The sequence below is a fragment of the Rhizobium sp. NZLR1 genome (assembly GCF_017357385.1).
Taxonomy (GTDB): domain Bacteria; phylum Pseudomonadota; class Alphaproteobacteria; order Rhizobiales; family Rhizobiaceae; genus Rhizobium.
Genome location: NZ_CP071632.1, coordinates 1,090,274 through 1,107,279, shown reverse-complemented (window position 1 = coordinate 1,107,279; position 17,006 = coordinate 1,090,274). Strand labels below are relative to the sequence as shown.

Annotated in this window: 17 protein-coding genes; 11 read left to right on the top strand and 6 right to left on the bottom strand. The window is 62.1% G+C overall.

Annotation, left to right across the window (positions count from 1 at the left end; all coding sequences use genetic code 11):
* Positions 1-18 precede the first annotated feature (18 nt).
* Positions 19-597, top strand: a complete 579-nt coding sequence (locus J3O30_RS05455) for a TetR/AcrR family transcriptional regulator (RefSeq protein ID WP_207583250.1) — start codon at positions 19-21, stop codon at positions 595-597.
* 176 nt (positions 598-773) lie between these two features.
* Here the strand turns inward: J3O30_RS05455 and J3O30_RS05450 are convergent, their stop codons facing one another.
* Together J3O30_RS05450 and J3O30_RS05445 are read right to left on the bottom strand one after the other, a co-directional pair.
* Positions 774-1,373 carry an NADPH-dependent F420 reductase gene (locus tag J3O30_RS05450; protein WP_207583249.1) on the bottom strand — a complete coding sequence of 200 codons (600 nt, stop codon included), beginning with the start codon at positions 1,371-1,373 and terminating at the stop codon, positions 774-776.
* Positions 1,374-1,449: 76 nt separating this feature from the next.
* Positions 1,450-2,184: an SDR family oxidoreductase gene (locus tag J3O30_RS05445; protein WP_207583248.1), complete on the bottom strand. Its 735-nt coding sequence runs from the start codon at positions 2,182-2,184 to the stop codon at positions 1,450-1,452.
* Between the two features lie 219 nt (positions 2,185-2,403).
* On the opposite strand from J3O30_RS05445, the gene J3O30_RS05440 reads away from it, so the two are divergent.
* Positions 2,404-3,297: a LysR family transcriptional regulator gene (locus J3O30_RS05440; RefSeq protein ID WP_207583247.1), complete on the top strand. Its 894-nt coding sequence runs from the start codon at positions 2,404-2,406 to the stop codon at positions 3,295-3,297.
* A 143-nt stretch (positions 3,298-3,440) separates the two neighbouring features.
* Here the strand turns inward: J3O30_RS05440 and J3O30_RS05435 are convergent, their stop codons facing one another.
* Together J3O30_RS05435 and J3O30_RS33085 are read right to left on the bottom strand one after the other, a co-directional pair.
* Positions 3,441-3,863: a hypothetical protein gene (locus J3O30_RS05435; protein WP_207583246.1), complete on the bottom strand. Its 423-nt coding sequence runs from the start codon at positions 3,861-3,863 to the stop codon at positions 3,441-3,443.
* 304 nt (positions 3,864-4,167) lie between these two features.
* A complete protein-coding gene (locus J3O30_RS33085) occupies positions 4,168-4,383 on the bottom strand; it encodes a hypothetical protein (RefSeq protein WP_246762721.1) in 216 nt (71 codons plus the stop codon).
* 284 nt (positions 4,384-4,667) lie between these two features.
* On the opposite strand from J3O30_RS33085, the gene J3O30_RS33080 reads away from it, so the two are divergent.
* The 5 genes from J3O30_RS33080 (at position 4,668) to J3O30_RS05415 (ending at position 9,002) form a co-directional block, all read left to right on the top strand.
* A complete protein-coding gene (locus tag J3O30_RS33080; RefSeq protein WP_246762720.1) occupies positions 4,668-5,240 on the top strand; it encodes a hypothetical protein in 573 nt (190 codons plus the stop codon).
* Between the two features lie 51 nt (positions 5,241-5,291).
* Complete coding sequence (locus tag J3O30_RS33075) at positions 5,292-5,636, top strand: hypothetical protein (RefSeq protein WP_246762719.1); 345 nt, start codon at positions 5,292-5,294, stop codon at positions 5,634-5,636.
* A gap of 9 nt (positions 5,637-5,645) precedes the next feature.
* Positions 5,646-6,089 carry a hypothetical protein gene (locus J3O30_RS05425; RefSeq protein WP_207583244.1) on the top strand — a complete coding sequence of 148 codons (444 nt, stop codon included), beginning with the start codon at positions 5,646-5,648 and terminating at the stop codon, positions 6,087-6,089.
* A 231-nt stretch (positions 6,090-6,320) separates the two neighbouring features.
* Positions 6,321-8,147, top strand: coding sequence for a methyl-accepting chemotaxis protein (locus J3O30_RS05420; RefSeq protein ID WP_207583243.1), 1,827 nt, complete (start codon positions 6,321-6,323; stop codon positions 8,145-8,147).
* A gap of 165 nt (positions 8,148-8,312) precedes the next feature.
* Complete coding sequence (locus J3O30_RS05415) at positions 8,313-9,002, top strand: HAD family hydrolase (RefSeq protein ID WP_207583242.1); 690 nt, start codon at positions 8,313-8,315, stop codon at positions 9,000-9,002.
* Positions 9,003-9,198: 196 nt separating this feature from the next.
* Here J3O30_RS05415 and J3O30_RS05410 read toward each other — a convergent pair whose 3' ends face one another.
* Positions 9,199-9,840: a hypothetical protein gene (locus tag J3O30_RS05410; RefSeq protein ID WP_207584265.1), complete on the bottom strand. Its 642-nt coding sequence runs from the start codon at positions 9,838-9,840 to the stop codon at positions 9,199-9,201.
* 276 nt (positions 9,841-10,116) lie between these two features.
* On the opposite strand from J3O30_RS05410, the gene thrC reads away from it, so the two are divergent.
* Genes thrC through J3O30_RS05390 form a run of 4 tightly spaced genes read left to right on the top strand, consistent with a single transcriptional unit; the run spans position 10,117 to position 16,393 of the window.
* Entirely contained in the window at positions 10,117-11,541 is a 1,425-nt protein-coding gene (thrC, locus tag J3O30_RS05405; protein WP_207583241.1) for a threonine synthase, read from the top strand.
* 3 nt (positions 11,542-11,544) lie between these two features.
* Positions 11,545-12,843 carry a pitrilysin family protein gene (locus J3O30_RS05400; RefSeq protein WP_207583240.1) on the top strand — a complete coding sequence of 433 codons (1,299 nt, stop codon included), beginning with the start codon at positions 11,545-11,547 and terminating at the stop codon, positions 12,841-12,843.
* A 26-nt stretch (positions 12,844-12,869) separates the two neighbouring features.
* Positions 12,870-13,484, top strand: coding sequence for a GNAT family protein (locus tag J3O30_RS05395; protein WP_207583239.1), 615 nt, complete (start codon positions 12,870-12,872; stop codon positions 13,482-13,484).
* Positions 13,481-16,393 (top strand): sensor domain-containing phosphodiesterase, encoded by a 2,913-nt coding sequence (locus J3O30_RS05390; RefSeq protein WP_207583238.1) that lies wholly within the window; start codon positions 13,481-13,483, stop codon positions 16,391-16,393. The genes J3O30_RS05395 and J3O30_RS05390 overlap by 4 nt, the downstream gene beginning before the upstream one ends.
* Before the next feature lie 52 nt (positions 16,394-16,445).
* On the opposite strand, the gene J3O30_RS05385 is transcribed toward J3O30_RS05390, so the two are convergent.
* Complete coding sequence (locus tag J3O30_RS05385; protein WP_207584264.1) at positions 16,446-16,928, bottom strand: Lrp/AsnC family transcriptional regulator; 483 nt, start codon at positions 16,926-16,928, stop codon at positions 16,446-16,448.
* Positions 16,929-17,006 lie beyond the last annotated feature (78 nt).

Here is a 17,006-nt window from a genome sequence, read left to right as displayed (position 1 = left end):
CAGTTATCAAGGCCAGACATGCGAGCCGACGCGAAAAAGAATTACAGCCATCTCCTCGCGGTCGCGCGTGAGGTCGTCACAGAGCACGGCGTCGATGCGTCGATGCGAGATATTGCCCGCCGGGCCGGCGTCGGATTGGCGACGCTGCTTCGTCATTTCCCGACGCGAGAAGCCTTGTTCGAAGCCTTGCTGCGTACGAACCTGGACGCCCTGACACAGAGGGCAGGTGAACTCGAAACGTCTGACGCCCCTGACGAAGCGCTGTTGTCCTGGTTCCGCGAATGGGTAGCATTCGCCGAAAGCCATCAGGGCGTTGTCGCCCTGATGGCGGCGGCCCACACGAACCCGGACTCCGCTCTTTATGCTTCATGCGCAGCTGTGCACTCAGCGAGCGCGCGACTACTGCTCCGTGCCCAGACCGAAGGTACGGCGCGCTCTGATATGAATGGGGACGACCTGTTCGGCCTGATGTCGGCGCTCGGCTGGCTCGTCGACTTACCCTCATTCGCGCCGAGGGCAAATCATCTCGTTCACATCATCGCGAGCGCCATCCTGACAAACCCGGCGAGCAACGGTATCAGGAAGGCGACTTGTTAAATCGCCGCCTATAGACCGCATCGAAGGCCAACTCCCCGCAATCGGCGGCAAGGACTAGCCTGCCGTCGATGCCCATCGTATCTCTCCGTTTTCCTTACGTGGAATTGTGTCCGAGCCAGGCGGACACGTTGTGACCCACGAGGCAGGATCGCATCAAAATTTGCGATCCCGATTGATCAGTCGAACCTGACCAGGTCCTTAAAGATCAGCTGACCCCAGCTCTTTCCGCGCGCCTGCACAAGCAGTCCACCTTCCGAAAGCCCGCCAAGTTTGATCGGCGCAAAACCGAGATTTTCCGCAAGCGCACCAATCTCCATTGCGGCGTCGTCATCGTCGCTCGCCAGGAACACAACTCTCCTGCCACCATGTACGGCCGGATCTTGGTCGAGGACGGCAGCGGCCAAATGGTTGAAGCCCTTGACCAGTCGTCCACCAGTGAAGGCCTGCGCGACGAACTTGGAAGAAGGCTGTCCTCCCAGGTCCTCAGGAGGCACGCCGTAGGCATTTGTTAGATCGACGATCGTCTTCCCCTGCCAGGTGGGGAGTGCCTTTGCGACATCCGGGTGCGACTCGAAACGGACAGCCAAAAAGATGATGTCCGCCTTGACCGCTTCCGCCAGTTTTGTGGGAATGATGGTGGGTCCGATCGCGGCCGCTGCGGAAGCAAAGCTTTCCGGGTCGCGCGTGGTTGCAACGGATACTTCGATACCTCTACGGGCAAACGCCTTGGCCAGAGCCTGGCCGACATTGCCGAAGCCGATAATTGCATAGCTCATATATATTCTCCTTGGGTTATCACGCGCCTCCGGCGCTCCGAACGATCGAATGGAGCGCCCGGCCGGGCGGAGTGCGTCAGAGTTGTGCTAGGCCGCCGTCGACGGCAACTTCGCCGGCGGTCATGAAGCTGCTGTCCGATGACGCGAGAAAGGCGGCCACCGCTCCGATCTCCGCCGGATCAGCCATGCGCTGGAGCGGCGTCATCGAGGCGAAAACCTTCTGGCCCTCCTCGCCTAACGCCTCCTTTGCGAGTTCGGTCGCCGTCGCCCCGGGCGACAGCACGTTGACCCGGATGCCGGTGCCTTTCAGGTCCTCCGCCCAGGTCCGTGCCAGGTTGCGCACCGCCGCCTTGCTCGCACTGTAGGCTGTCATCCCCGCGGCGCCGGTGGTGCCGGCGCTCGATCCGGTCAGGATGATCGAACCGCCCTCGCCCATCAGCGGCAGCGCCTTCTGGACCGTGAAGATCGTACCCTTCACATTGGTGTCGAAGGTTTCGTCAATGTGCTCGGCGGTGATCTTGCCAAGCGCAAGCTGGCTTCCCGCCCCGGCATTGGCGAAGACGATGTCGAGGGTCCCGCGCTCAGCCTTCACCGCTGCGTAGAGTCGGTCGAGGTCAGCCGTATCGGAAACCGAACCCATCACCGCGCGGGCATTAGGCCCGAGGTTTGCCACAGCAGCGTCGAGCGCTTCCTGACGGCGGCCGAAGATGAAGACGAACGCGCCTTCCTCAATGAAGCGCTTTGCGGCGGCGAGGCCGATGCCGGTAGCGCCTCCGGTGATGATGGCGGTCTTTCCATTCAGTCTAGTCATCTTGTGCATCCTTTGTTGGAACTGGTCGGAAGCTGGAGAAAGGCTTGGGGGGCAGCGCACCGACCCGCCTTGTACGCCATGCAGGTAGGATGCTGAGAGCAGCGCTGTCAGTGTAGAAAGATGCACAAGCGTGGTGCATAATTACACCGACTGCTTTATATGAATGACGCTAATTGCACCGCATCACGACATCAGCATTACGAGTTGGCCAGGAACACCATGACGATCGATTGGGACGACATTCGATATTTTCTCGCTGTGGCACGACACGGTTCTGTCCGCGCCGCCGCCGACCACCTCGAAGTCAATCACACAACGGTGCTAAGGCGCATCGCTCAGCTTGAAGCCCGGCTCCGCTCGCAGATGTTCGAAAAACTGCCGGCGGGCTATCGCCTCACTGAAGCTGGCAAGCAGGTGCAAGAGTTTGCGGAACAGATGGAGGCTTCTTCTCATCTGTTGGTGAGCCGCGTGTCTGGCCGTGATCAAGGCGTGCGTGGTCCCCTGCGAGTCACAATGGCGCCCACGCTAGCGACACATTTGTTAATGCCTGACTTTGCCGCTTTTATGCGACAGCACCCCGAAATCGAAATGGAGATCCAGTCCTCTTTAGAAAATGTGAACCTGACAAATCGCGAAGCCGACGTGGCCTTGAGAGTCGTTTTTGACCGCAATTCGCTGCCACAGAACCTTCACGGCGTGAAAGGCCCAGACCTCTCCGTAGGTGTCTATATGTCTCGCGACCTGCTCGCGGCTTGGACGGCCGGCAATTCGGGCCACATCAGGTGGATAACGAAAAACGTAGAGGGCGTGCCCGAGTGGGCCCATGGCGATGCCGTCGAAATTACCGGAGCCCCGTTCCGAGTTCCAGAAGATGCAGCGCATCTCGAAGCGTTGCGCCTTGGCCTAGGGATTTCGGCGCTTCCCAGCTTCGTTGGAGATGCTGAGCCGCTGCTCGTCAGAGTTCCTGGCACAGGTCTCGGTCCCCATGGAACGCTCTGGGTGCTGACACAGGGCGAGACGCGAAAGACCAAGCGTGTCCGCTTGTTCACGGAGTACATATCAGAGAGACTGCGTGCTCATGCGGGTGTTCTTGCAGGTGACAAGTCTCGGTAAAATCTATCGTCCACATTCCATAAGCAGCGACGAATCTCGACCACTTTGCCCAATGTTTGAGGTTGACGAGTCATTCGCCGAAACCGCTTAATATGGCATCAGTCGATGGTCGGGACGCTTAGCATATGTTTCCCGACATCCTCTCACCGGACCCGATCCTGCTGGCGCACATGCGCCCGCAGCGCCGCGAGAGTGAGCGCCAGTGCGGCGTGATTGCTTTCGGCTTCACCCAGCACGTTTTCGCCTTCCTCGATCTCGCGCAGCTGCGCGCCGTAAAGCCAATCGTCAGATGTCTGGAGGCCGCGGGCCAGGTGCCAGACCGCATCCGGCCGGACTTCCCGGCAGAGATCGATGGCGTGATTGACGTCGTGAGTGAAGGGCCGCGCCATCAGGAAGCCGTGCTGCGACCTGATGCTGCTCGGCATGTAGTCGTAGGGACCGTCGAAATCGTTCGGCTCGGCCGGCCGGAATTGCTTCAACAAAAAGGCGCAGGTGATGAAGGCGTCGATCCGGCCGTCGGGCATATCGGTCTTTTCCAGGGTTTCGATGATATCCTCGATCGTCATGCAGTCTTCCTCTTGGTCCGTTCCTTGGCATGCCGCCTCTCCTCTTCCCATAGCGGCGGTGGCGTCCTCTTCCCCGAGCGCCATCTAGTGCAGGAGAATGCCAAAGGTAGTCCCGGGGCTGTGTCGAGCTGGTGATCACGCGGATTTCATCGATCTCGCACCCGCCTCGCTTGAGGTAACAGCCTGACGCGCACGTCCTGGTCGAATTGTCTTGGCTTCGGCAATAGAGGTTGGCTGGCAGTCGGCATTGGTCGCCGGCTCGTAGGCTACTCAGCACCATGCTTCAATCTAACCAGGAAAGGCTCTAACAGCCTTTCTTCCTCATCTTCCTTTCGACCTTGGCCCTCTTTTCGGGCCCATCCCCTGCATGTTTTCCGCCGGTCAGGCCATGATCCATCATCGCCTGCAGCTCTGCACAGCTTCTGTGGTGCTTCCCGCCCTTAGCGGTGACGTCGGTGGATGTGAAGGCAAATAGCAGCGCGACGGCTGCCGCCGATCGAACAAGAGCTGACAGCCTCATGGTTCCTCTCCTATTGCCCTGCATGGTACGCTCAGGGCCGCGAGCCGGCAATGAGGGTCGTGTCGCGCCAGCCTGGAAATACTGGTGTTCCGACCAGCCGGACGGACGGGAAAGTGTCCCATGACGCGCGATCGAAACCCGTGCCGTTGAGCTCGGACCAAGGTCTGGCGCCCCTCCGACTGAGGGCCTAAGGCCGGAACAGTGGGGTGTGACCGAAGTTTGTCAGGCAGCTCTCCTTCCGCTCCGGATGTGACAGAGCTGAAAATCAAACGGAGGAATACACCATGATGAAGGTAACACATCTCGCCTTGGCAGCGGCCTTTCTGGCCGGTACGGCCGTTTCCGGCTTTGCTCAATCGTCAAGCACTGTCGGCACCGGCGGTTCGTCGGCCGGCGGCGGAACTGCGAGCAGCACGATCGGTACTGGTGGCAGCTCTGCCGGAGGCACCTGCCCTGCCGGCGCAACCAACTGCAATTCCGGCTCGTCCTCGACGGTCGGCACCGGCGCCTCGTCGGCTGGCGGCGGCACCTCGAGCAGCACCGTCGGCACCGGCGGTTCGGCTTCCGGCTCAGGCTCCGGCTCCGGCTCTGCTTCAACGCTCGGAACCGGCGGGTCGTCGTCCGGCGGCGGCACATCCAGCAGCTCGGTCGGCACCGGCGGTTCCGCCGCGGGCTCCGGCGATGCGAACTCAGCCTCGAGTGTCGGAACCGGCGCGTCGTCTGCGGACGGTGACAAGACCGGCAGCACCGTCGGCACCGGCGGCAGTGCAGCCGGAACCTCGCACGACAGCAAGGGCAAGAAGGGCTGTGCACCCGGCCAGGTCAAGAAGGACGCCACCGGCAGCCATGGCTGCTGATGATGTCGGCCGGCGCCCTGGCGGCGTCGGCCAATCCCTTGGAGAAAACCAATGACCCAATTTTCCACGATCGCACTGACCGCTTCGCTCACCTTGATCGCCGGGCAGACCCTGTCCGAGGAGATCAAGCTCGACGACGGAACGACATGCACCATCGTCCAGTCGCAGGCGGGGGACATGTCCACCACGGTGACGGCGGGCAACGGGCACGTGTCGTCATCGACGACGACCGGCGGCGGCTCGGCCGGCTCTTCTTCGTCCTCGGCCTCCGCCGGATCCTCGGCGGGATCGGGAAGCGTCGACAGCTTTTCGACGGCAAGCATCACCAGGCCTGACGGCACCGTCATCACCAAACGGTCCGACGGAACCTGCTCATTGACGAAACCGGCGAAATAGGAGACGGCCATGAAACACATCAACCTTATCGCAGCAGCGTCGATCGTCTTGCTGGCATCGACCTCTGCCGGCCTTGCGCAGGATTGCAAAGCGGCCGGGACGGTCGGCACGGGCGGAAGCGCTTCAGCCGGCGGCACGTCGGCAAGCTCGCTCGGCACCGCAGGCACCTGCCAGACCGACGGCGGCACGACCTCTTCAATCGGATCGGGAGGAAGTGCGGCCACCGTCGACGGAAAGGCGCAAAGCAAGACGCATGTCAACGACAACGGCGACAAGCTCAAGGCGCAGACCAAGGCCCAGGCCGTCGACAAGGGAACTTTCAGCAAGTCCCGCACAAAGACCAGCACCGACGGCAGCGCCTTGGAAAGCACAACCCGTACGATGTCGCATGTGCCCGGCGAGAAGCCGGTCAAGAATACCACCAGTCAGAAGATCATCCTGCCGCAACAGTAGGTTAGATGGGCTCGCTCACCCGAACAAGGGCGGGCCCTTTGCCTCGGCACGAATGGCGCCCGGTGCTTGAAGCGCTCCTCCTCTGCACGATCGGCCAGAGCATTCAACTGCTCATCGAATGAAGCAAAGAATACAACCCGTTGTTTTTACGCGGCTTAACGGCGTCTCGCTGAGAAATCATTAAGCATGTTCCGATATTCTCAGGTTCTACATTAACGTGAGAGCCCGGATATGGCGTCGATCCAAAACAAGATCATCATTGCAAGCGTTGCGATATTCGCCCTGGCGGGCGGCGCCACCGAGGTCGGCATCTGGTCTGCCTCCACCCTCTCGGCAAACAGCACCGATGTCGCGCAGTCGGCGCAAATCCTGCGCAATCACATGCAGGCCGATATGATGCATGACGCGCTGCGCGCCGACGTGCTCGCCGCCTTGCTGGCGTCGAACCCGGCAGCCGGCATCGACCCAGCCGCGGTAAAGGCGGATCTTGTGGAGCACGAGGCATCGTTCCGAGAGATGATTGACGGCAACAAGGCTCTTGTCTCCGACGGACAAACGAAAACGGTCCTTTCCGGCATCGAACGTCCCCTTCTCGTCTATGTGGAAAGCGCCACGAAGATGGTCGACCTTGCGAGCAAGGATCCGTCGGCCGCGTTGAAGGCATTGCCGGACTTCATGCAGCAGTTCTCGACATTGGAAACGGCCATGGAACAGGCCGGGGACCAGATCACCGCTGTATCGGATGACATTTCCAAGCGCAGCGCCGACATCAAGGCCTCGGTCGATATCGTTCTGAAGGCGCTTCTGGCCGCGGCCGCGTTGTTCGCCATTGGCCTCTATTTCCTGACCCGCAAGAGCGTCACCAAGCCGATCCTGGCGCTTTCCAGCGATATGCAGAAGCTCGCCGATGGTGACACGGCCATTGCCTGCACCGGCATTGGCCGCTCCGATGAAATCGGCACGATGGCATCGGCTGTCGAAATCTTCCGCCATGCAGCGATTGCCAACAAGCAATTGGAGCAGGACGCCGCGGCGGCTCGGTTGCAGGGCGAAACCGAACGGGTCACGGCCCGCAAGCAGGCTGAGGAGGATGCGGCCGAGCGGCTGCGGGTTGCGACATCGGGCCTTGCCGCAGGTCTGAAGCGGCTTGCCTCAGGCGATCTCGCCTTCCAGATCGAAGAACCGTTCGCACCTGATTTCGAGGGCCTCCGGCATGATTTCAACATGTCGATCCGGCAGCTCGATCAAACCCTCGGCGCCATCGCTGCTGCCATTGCGGCGATCGACGAAGGCACCAGGGAAATCGCGTCCGGAGCCGGTGATCTGTCGAAACGCACCGAACAGCAGGCAGCCTCTCTCGAAGAAACCGCAGCAGCGCTCGACCAGATCACCGCCAATGTCTCGAACTCCAGCAAGCGGACCGACGAGGCGCGCACCGAGGCGACCGATGCAAACCGCAATGCCGCCAAATCTTCCGAGGTCGTGTCCCATGCCGAAGAAGCCATGCGCCGCATCGAGGCCTCGTCGCAGCAGATCTCCAGCATTATCGGCGTGATCGACGAGATCGCCTTCCAGACCAACCTGCTGGCACTGAACGCCGGCGTCGAAGCTGCGCGCGCCGGAGAGGCGGGCAAGGGCTTTGCAGTGGTGGCCCAGGAAGTCCGCGAACTCGCCCAGCGCTCGGCTCAGGCGGCAAAGGAAATCAAAGGCCACATCCAGAAATCGTCGGTGGAAGTCGAAAGCGGCGTCAAACTGGTTCTCGACACCAGCCAGGTCCTGAGCGCCATCAGCGAGCAGATCGCCCGCATCAATCAGCACATGGATGCCATTGCCGTATCGGCAAGAGAACAGTCGACCGGCCTTGCCGAGGTCAATACCGCCGTCAATTCGATGGACCAGGTGACCCAGCAGAACGCCGCGATGGTCGAACAATCGACCGCCGCGTCCGGTCATTTGGCTCAGGAAGCCGCCAGGCTGCGTGAACTCGTTTCCCGGTTCAAGCTGCATGCGACCGCTTCGACGCAGTCCGGACGACGGGGTGGGCAGCTGGCGGCCTGACGGCTTGACGGGGGGCGATCCGGCAGCGACCACGGAGCCGGTCGCTTGCCGCATCGCAGCCATGCTTGGGATCCGGTTGAGCTTTAGCCGGGCTTCGTGTAAAGCCGCAGCATTCCCAGACAAGATCCGGACTTCCAGCCCAGACTTCCAGCAAGGCGTGAACATATGGACGGCTTCGACCTCATCATCTTCGACTGCGACGGCGTTCTCGTCGATTCGGAAATCATCGCCGCGGAAGTTGAATCCGCGCTTCTGACGGAGGCCGGATATCCGATCAGCGTCGAGGAAATGGGCGAACGCTTCGCCGGCATGACATGGCGCAACATCCTGCTGCAGATCGAACGTGAGGCGAGCATTCCGTTTTCGGCCTCGCTGCTCGAAAAGTCCGAGCAGATGCTCGACCTCAGGCTGGCCGCCGACGTCAAGGCCATTCCAGGCGTCGAATTCGCCGTCTCCAGGCTGCCGATGAAGCGCTGCATCTGCTCGAATTCGAGCAGCAAGCGGCTCGACATGATGCTGGGCAAGGTGGGGCTGAAGCCGCTGTTTGCGCCCAATATCTTCTCCGCCAAGGATCTCGGCCCCGACCGCGCCAAGCCGAAACCCGACATCTTCCTGCACGGCGCAAGCCGGATGGGCGTGTCACCGGCCAAGGTGGTCGTCGTCGAGGATTCCGTGCATGGCGTGCATGCGGCGCGCGCCGCCGGCATGCGGGTCATCGGCTTTACCGGTGCCTCGCACAGCTATCCCGCCCATGCCGACAAACTGACGGATGCCGGCGCCGAAACCGCGATCTCCCGCATGAACGACCTGCCGGGCGTCGTCGCCGCGCTGGCCGCCTGGGACAACGTTCTCTAAAGTCTGGGCGCCGAGCCTCTCCCCCTCATTCCTGTGCTGGTCACAGGAATCCAGTGCGCCCAAGTCCTTGGGCGCGGGAGAGCGGCTTCATCGCATCAGAGTCGTTCACGGCGCCGACGCGCCGTGGCTGGATTCCTGTGACATGCACGGGAATGAGGCAAAGTGGGGCATCCGGCCCCCGGTCGCCGATATCGCTTTAGCTGTTCTTCTTGGTCTTGGCCGGCTGGGTGTCGAAGCCGACGTTGACGCGCACGAGCGCGCCGGAGCCGACAGGCATCTTGATGCCGTCCTTGCGGAAGATCACCTGGGTGCCCGGTGCGCCCGCCGGAATCTCGGTCGGGAATTTGGTGACTTCGGAATAGAGCACCGTCTCGCCGTCGACGACGGTGACGCGGATCGGCAGCGTCACCGGGCCGGGGGCGCCGGCCGGGCCGGTGATCAGGCGCAGCTGGGCAACGACGGTCATCGTCAGGTTCGTGTCGCTCAGCGAGCACTGGCGAGTGTAATCGCCGAACGAGGCCTGGAAAACGATCTGCTGCGGATCATCCTTCTTGCCCTTGGCATAAGTGCGGAAGATCGCATCCTGGTCGCGCATGAAGATCTGCGGGCAGGCGCCCTGGACGACGGGGGCGACAGCGCCCTGTGCCGTCGTGGCCGTGCCGATCGAAGGATTGTTCGAGGATGGGTTGGCCGGTGCCAGCGGCATGATCTGGGCGGTGCCGTTCGGCTGCGTCGGCGCCGACTTGCTGTCACCACCGGTGCCGAGCGTATCGCAGCCGGCGAGCAGGGCAAGGAGGGAAGCTGAGATAATGAGACGCGAGACCTTGCCGAGCACTATGTTCCACCCTTTGTACAAGCGTTTCTTGGAGGCCCCAGGTCTTTTCCGTGAGGCCTTTCACGACGGTTTGCGATGGTCTATATCAGCGGCGAAAACAAAAATCGATTGGGTACGCGCCGTTTTGATGCACTTTTCGCCGCCGGATGCGGGCAACTTCAACAAGATAACGGCGATGGTATGGCCTGAAGGCAGCCCCTTCTCGATTTCCGGGCCCGGTTTCCGGCAGTGCGGGCCACCGCTCAGCCCGACCGGATTTCCTCCAGCGATAGATCAAGGATGACGAACGTGGATTATATCTCGACCCGCGGCGAGGCCCCTGCCCTCGGCTTTTGCGACGCCCTGCTGACCGGGCTGGCGCGCGACGGCGGGCTCTATGTTCCCCGTGAATTTCCGAGCTTCTCCAAAAAACAGATCCGGGCGCTGCGCGGCAAGAGCTACCAGGAGATCGCCTTCACCATCCTGTCGCCCTTCACCAATGGCGAGATCCCCGAGGCGACCTTCCGGGCGATGATCGACGAGGCCTACGGCACCTTCCGCCATCCGGCGATCGCGCCGCTCGTCCAGACCGGACCGAACAGCTTCGTCATGGAGCTGTTCCACGGCACGACGCTCGCCTTCAAGGACGTGGCGATGCAGCTGCTGGCCCGGCTGATGGATTATGCGCTGGAAAAGCGCGGCGAACGGGCGACGATCGTCGGCGCCACCTCGGGCGATACCGGCGGTGCGGCGATCGACGCTTTTGCCGGCCGCGAGCGCACCGACATCTTCATCCTCTTCCCGCATGGCAAGGTCTCGCCGGTGCAGCAGCGGCAGATGACCACCTCGTCTTCAGCAAATGTGCATGCGCTTGCCGTCGAGGGCAATTTCGACGATTGCCAAAACCTGGTGAAGGCGATGTTCAACGACGCGGCGTTCCGCGACAAGGTCGGCCTCTCCGGTGTCAACTCGATCAACTGGGCGCGCATCATGGCCCAGATCGTCTATTATTTCACGGCGGCGGTCGCACTCGGCGGGCCGGACCGGAAGATCTCGTTCACGGTGCCCACCGGCAATTTCGGCGATATCTTCGCCGGCTACTGCGCCAAGCGCATGGGCCTGCCGATCGACCGGCTGGTGATCGCCACCAACGAAAACGACATCCTGGAACGGATGCTGAAGACCGGCCGCTACGACATGAAGGCGGTCAAGGCGACGAGCTCGCCGTCGATGGACATCCAGATTTCGTCGAACTTCGAACGGCTGCTGTTCGAAGCCTATGACCGCGACGCCTCGAAGGTGCGCGCGGCAATGGAAAGCCTCAAGCAATCCAACGGTTTCGAGATCGGCGCGCAAGCGCTGAAGGCGATCCGCCGCGACTTCCGCGCCGGCCGCGCCAGCGAGAAGCAGGTGGCCGAGACGATCCGTACGATCCATGCCGAGACCGGTTATCTGCTTGATCCGCATTCGGCGATCGGCGTCTTCGTTGCCAAGAAGAAGGAAAAGCCGAATACGCCGATGGTGACGCTTTCGACCGCGCATCCGGCGAAATTCCCCGCCGCCGTAAAATCGGCCTGCGGTATTGACCCGGCGCTTCCGACGTGGCTTGCTGATCTGATGCACAGGGAGGAGCGCTTCCAGATCATCGAACCGGAGCTCAAAGCCGTAGAAAGCTTTATCGGCAGACATGCCCGCGACAAGACGACGGCAGGCGCAGAAAGATAGCCAATGACAGTTGAGTGCACCCGGCTGAAATCCGGGCTGACAGTAGTGACAGAAACCATGCCGCACCTTGAAAGCGTTGCGCTCGGAGTCTGGATCAAATCGGGATCGCGTAACGAGACGGCAGACGAGCACGGCATCGCCCACCTGCTCGAACACATGGCCTTCAAAGGCACGGGGCGCCGCACGGCCCGCCAGATCGCGGAGGAAATCGAGGATGTCGGCGGCGAGGTCAACGCCGCGACGTCGACCGAGACGACCTCTTATTACGCCCGCGTCCTCAAGGACCACGTGCCGCTCGCCGTCGATATCCTTGCCGACATCCTGACGGAATCGGCCTTCGAGGAGGAGGAGCTGGAGCGTGAGAAGCAGGTAATCCTGCAGGAGATCAATGCCGCCAACGACACGCCCGACGACGTGGTGTTCGACCGGTTCTCCGAAGTCGCCTATCGCGACCAGACGCTCGGCCGGGCTATCCTCGGCACGCCGGAGACCGTCGTCTCCTTCACGCCGCAGCAGATCCGCGGCTATCTCGGCCGCAACTACACGACCGATCGCATGTTCATCGTCGCCACCGGCGCCGTCGAACACGACGAATTCCTGCGGATGGTCGAGGATCGTTTCGCCAGCCTGCCGAGCGAGCCTTCGGCGCCGCCGGTCATGGAAGCGGCGCGTTATATCGGCGGCAGCGTGCGCGAACCGCGCGACCTGATGGACGCCCAGATCCTGCTCGGCTTCGAGGGCAAACCCTACCACGCCCGCGATTTCTACTGCTCCCAGATCCTTGCCAATATCCTCGGCGGCGGCATGTCCTCCAGGCTGTTCCAGGAAGTGCGCGAGTTCCGCGGCCTCTGTTATTCGGTCTATGCCTTCCACTGGGGCTTTTCCGACACCGGCATCTTCGGCATTCATGCCGCGACCGGCGGCGAAAACCTGCCGCAGTTGGTGCCCGTCATCATCGACGAGCTGCACAAATCCGCCGATCAGATCCACCAGAAGGAAATCGAGCGCGCCCGCGCCCAGATCCGCGCCCAATTGCTGATGGGCCAGGAAAGCCCGGCGTCGCGCGCCGGCCAGATCGCCAGGCAGATGATGCTTTACGGCCGGCCGATCTCCAATCCGGAGATGATGGAACGGCTTGAGGGCATCACCATCGAGCGGCTGACGGATCTCGCCGGCCGGCTGTTCTACGACACGGTGCCGACGCTTTCGGCGATCGGACCGCTGGACCAGCTCGCACCGATGGAAGACATCACCGCTTCGCTTTCGGTCCCGGCACCGAAGACGATGCAGGCCGGCCGCTGAGCCGTTCGTCCTGCCGGGAGTGATCGATGCCAAAATCGGTGTTTCGGTTTCTGTCGCGGCAACCGGAAGCGGTGGAGCTGGAGAACGACAGATATCTGCTGCGCCTGCCGCGCTATCAGGATTTCAACCAATGGCACCGGCTGCGCGCCGAAAGCCGCAAGTTCCTGGAACCCTGGGAGCCGACCTGGCGACGCGACGAGCTGACGGAGGGCGCCTACCGCGCCCGCGTCATCCGCGGCAAGCAGGAATATGCCTCGGGCCAAGCGGTGCCGCTGTTCATTTTCCTCAAGGAGAACCACACCCTCGTCGGAGGCGTCACCATCGGCTATATCAGGCGGGGTGCGGCACAAAGCTGCATGATCGGCTACTGGATGGGCGAACGCCATGCCGGCCAGGGGCATATGTTCGCCGCCCTGCAATTGGTTATTCCTTACATCTTCGCCGGGCTTGAGTTGCACCGTATCGAAGCAGCCTGTATTCCAGATAACGCGCGCAGCATCCGCCTGCTTGAAAAGGCCGGGTTTCAGCAGGAGGGTTATTTGCGCGGATATTTGAAGATCAACGGTCAGTGGCATGACCATGTGATGTTTTCACGTCTCGCCACCGATACGGATAACGGCAGGAAACCCGACAGCCGATGACCAGAGACCGCATGCTGCCCAAGTCACCGTCCGGACGAATGATCGCGGTGATCGCAGCCCTTTTCCTGGCAGTCTTCGCCTTGGTGGCGGGCGCTGCCCAGGCGGCCGAACCGGTGAAGATTTCCCGTGACGACACCGCGCTCGACCTGACCGCGACGACCGAAATCTACGTCAATCAGGGCGAGGCCTTTCAGGTTTCGACGGCTGCCGGCGCCGACGGTATCCGCCGCCGCATCGAGGTCAGGGCAAGCTCGGAGAACCACCAGGGTGACTGGGCGGTGTTTGCGCTTGCCAATGTTTCGGAGGAACAGCTCGAACGCGTCATCGTCGCGCCGCATTTCCGTCTGGTCAATTCCAAGCTGTTCTGGCCGGATCTCGGCTCGCAGCGCATCAGCGCCATCACGCCGAGCGAAGGTTTTGCGCTCGATCGGCAGCCGAGCGACGAGGCCGACGTCTTCCGCATTACGCTGAACCCCGGCGCCGTCATCACCTTCGTTGCCGAGCTGTCGACGCCGGAGCTGCCGCAGATCTATCTCTGGGAACCGAACGCCTACAAGGACACGATCAACGCCTTCACGCTCTATCGCGGCATCGTGCTCGGCATTGCCGGCCTGCTGGCGGTGTTCCTGACCATCCTCTTCGTCGTCAAGGGCACTTCGATGCTGCCGGCGACCGCCGCACTCGCCTGGGCGGTGCTCGGCTATATCTGCGTCGACTTCGGTTTTCTCGGCAAACTGATCAGCGTCGCCTCCGCCGACCAGCGAATATGGCGCGCCTGCGCGGAAGTGGCGCTCGCCTCCAGTTTCGTCATCTTCCTATTTACCTATCTCAACCTCAACCGCTGGCATGCGCATCTCGGCTACGCGACGCTTGCCTGGGTGCTCGGCCTTGCCCTGCTCTTCGGCGTGGCGATCTACGATCCGTCGATTGCCGCCGGCATCGCCAGGCTTTCCTTCGCGCTGACGGCGGCGACCGGGCTGCTGCTGATCATCTATCTCGGCTTCAATCGCTACGACCGCGCCATCCTCCTGGTGCCGGCCTGGGCGCTGACGCTCGTCTGGCTGTTCGGGGCATGGATGACGGTCACCGGGCGGCTCGACAACGACATCATCCAGCCGGCACTCGGCGGCGGCCTGGTGCTCATCGTGCTTCTGATCGGCTTCACCGTCATGCAGCATGCTTTTGCCGGCGGCGCCTTCCAGCAGGGGCTGTTTTCCGATCTTGAGCGGCAATCGCTGGCGCTGACCGGATCCGGCGACATGGTGTGGGATTGGGACGTGGCGCGCGACCGCGTCGTCACCATTCCCGACGTCTCGACCAAGCTCGGCCTTTCCCCCGGCACCATGCATGGCGCAGCGCGCAACTGGCTGCCGCGGCTGCATCCCGATGACCGCGACCGCTTCCGCGCCACGCTCGACGTGCTGCTCGAACACCGGCGCGGCCGGCTGAACCACGAGTTCCGCATCCGCGCCGAGGACGGGCATTTCCACTGGCTGTTGATCCGCGCCCGGCCGGTGCTCGGCTCCAACGGCGAAATCATCCGTTGCGTCGGCACGATCGTCGACGTGACCGAGCAGAAGAACTCCGTCGAACGGCTGCTGCACGATGCGCTGCACGACAATCTGACCGGGCTGCCGAACCGGCAGGTGTTCCTCGACCGGCTGCAGTCGGTCCTGGCGCTGGCGCCGGGCGGCGATACGCTCAAGCCCACGGTGATGGTGATCGACATCGACCGCTACAAGCTGGTCAATGATTCGCTCGGGGTCGCTGCCGGCGACAATATCCTCATCGCGCTGACGCGGCGCCTGCGCCGGCTGTTGAAACCGCAGGACACGCTGGCGCGGCTGGCCGGCGACCAGTTCGGCCTGATCCTGGTTTCCGAGCACAATCCGACCAAGGTCGCCGATTTCGCCGATGCGATCAGCAAGGCGATCATGGTGCCGATCAACTTCGCCAACCGCGAGATCATCCTGACGGCCTCGATCGGACTGACCTCCTGGGTAGACCGTCAGGAGAGCGCCACCGGCCTGCTCAGCGACGCAGAGCTTGCCATGTACCGGGCAAAACGGGCCGGCGGCAACCGTGTCGAGCCATTCCAGCCGGCCTTCCGCGACTTCGGCACCGACCGGCTGCAGCTGGAAACGGATCTGCGCCGCGCCATCGAGCGCAAGGAATTGTCGATGGTCTACCAGCCGATCGCCCGGCTTGAGGATGTCGAGGTCGCCGGTTTCGAGGCATTGATGCGCTGGGAACATCCCAAACGCGGCAACATCCCGCCCTCCGAATTCATCCCGATCGCCGAGGCCTCCGATCTCATCGGCGCGCTCGGCATGTTCGCGCTCGAACAGGCGACCAACGATCTGATGAGCTGGCAGCAACTGACCGGCGAATTGCCGATCTTCGTGTCGATCAATCTGTCGAGCGTGCAGCTGCTCAACAACGAGCTTTATGACGACGTGCGTTCGGTTCTTGCCAAGACGCATTGCCAGCCCTCGCGCCTCAAGCTCGAACTGACGGAGTCCATGGTGATGGAAAATCCGGAACAGGCCCGGCTCGTGCTGCAGAAGCTGAAGGAAGCCGGCATCGGCCTGGCACTCGACGATTTCGGCACCGGCTATTCCTCGCTCGCCTATCTCACCCGTTTTCCCTTCGACATGATCAAGCTCGACAAGGCCCTGGTGCGCGACGGCAGCGACAAGAAGGCGACCGTGCTCAGATCGGTGATCGCCATGGCGCGCGAACTTGAAATGAAGGTGGTGGCCGAGGGGATCGAATCCAACGAGGATGCGATCGAGCTCGCCAAGATGGGCTGCAACTACGGGCAAAGTTATCTGTTCGGGCCGCCGATCGCTTCGGAATCGGTGCTGCGGCTGCTGCGGGAGCGGTTTCCGCTGACCAAGCGGGCGTGATCTTAGAACAGGATGGTTTCAGACCGGTCGGCCTAACTGACGACGGCCGGTCTCACCGCTCAATAGGAACGCTGAGACCGACCTTCACCCGATCCATCGCGACGAATGTCCGGAAGCGCTTGACGTTGTTGTTGCCGAAAAACAGCCGCCGCGTCAGCGCCTCGTAGTCGGCCATCGAGGGGACGACGATGACCAGAATGAAATCGGCCTCGCCGGTGACGTAGTAACACTGCTGGATTTCCGGCGCGGCGGCGAACTGGCTTTTTGCCTGTTCGATCTGTTTTGCCGTTTCGCTGATAACCTCCACCTCGACGAAGATGGTGATCGATTGTCCAAGTGCCGTGGGGTCGAGAACGGCGACGTTTGCCTGGATGACTCCATCCTCCGCCATCCGTTTGATCCGGCGTTGGACGGCAGGCGCTGACAGGCTGACGGCTTCGCCGATTGTCCGCTGTGGCGTGGTATTGTCCCTTTGCAGGATCGCCAGGATCTTATGGTCGAACGGATCCAAAGGGGATTTTACCAAGCGGCTCAAAATGGGGCTCCAACGAAACAAAATTGCAAAACAGCCCGAGAAATACAGCGCCTTTTTCGCCTCGCCTGCAATATGTTT

What these genes read in the sequence shown, in the direction of transcription:
- J3O30_RS05445 (WP_207583248.1), bottom strand. Translation starts at nt 2,184, where the DNA reads ATGACTAGACTGAATGGAAAGACCGCCATCATCACCGGAGGCGCTACC.
- J3O30_RS05450 (WP_207583249.1), bottom strand. Translation starts at nt 1,373, where the DNA reads ATGAGCTATGCAATTATCGGCTTCGGCAATGTCGGCCAGGCTCTGGCC.
- J3O30_RS05415 (WP_207583242.1), top strand. Translation starts at nt 8,313, where the DNA reads ATGGACGGCTTCGACCTCATCATCTTCGACTGCGACGGCGTTCTCGTC.
- J3O30_RS33080 (WP_246762720.1), top strand. Translation starts at nt 4,668, where the DNA reads ATGATGAAGGTAACACATCTCGCCTTGGCAGCGGCCTTTCTGGCCGGT.
- J3O30_RS33085 (WP_246762721.1), bottom strand. Translation starts at nt 4,383, where the DNA reads ATGAGGCTGTCAGCTCTTGTTCGATCGGCGGCAGCCGTCGCGCTGCTA.
- J3O30_RS33075 (WP_246762719.1), top strand. Translation starts at nt 5,292, where the DNA reads ATGACCCAATTTTCCACGATCGCACTGACCGCTTCGCTCACCTTGATC.
- J3O30_RS05455 (WP_207583250.1), top strand. Translation starts at nt 19, where the DNA reads ATGCGAGCCGACGCGAAAAAGAATTACAGCCATCTCCTCGCGGTCGCG.
- J3O30_RS05395 (WP_207583239.1), top strand. Translation starts at nt 12,870, where the DNA reads ATGCCAAAATCGGTGTTTCGGTTTCTGTCGCGGCAACCGGAAGCGGTG.
- J3O30_RS05440 (WP_207583247.1), top strand. Translation starts at nt 2,404, where the DNA reads ATGACGATCGATTGGGACGACATTCGATATTTTCTCGCTGTGGCACGA.
- J3O30_RS05420 (WP_207583243.1), top strand. Translation starts at nt 6,321, where the DNA reads ATGGCGTCGATCCAAAACAAGATCATCATTGCAAGCGTTGCGATATTC.
- J3O30_RS05425 (WP_207583244.1), top strand. Translation starts at nt 5,646, where the DNA reads ATGAAACACATCAACCTTATCGCAGCAGCGTCGATCGTCTTGCTGGCA.
- J3O30_RS05435 (WP_207583246.1), bottom strand. Translation starts at nt 3,863, where the DNA reads ATGACGATCGAGGATATCATCGAAACCCTGGAAAAGACCGATATGCCC.
- J3O30_RS05390 (WP_207583238.1), top strand. Translation starts at nt 13,481, where the DNA reads ATGACCAGAGACCGCATGCTGCCCAAGTCACCGTCCGGACGAATGATC.
- thrC (WP_207583241.1), top strand. Translation starts at nt 10,117, where the DNA reads ATGACGAACGTGGATTATATCTCGACCCGCGGCGAGGCCCCTGCCCTC.
- J3O30_RS05400 (WP_207583240.1), top strand. Translation starts at nt 11,545, where the DNA reads ATGACAGTTGAGTGCACCCGGCTGAAATCCGGGCTGACAGTAGTGACA.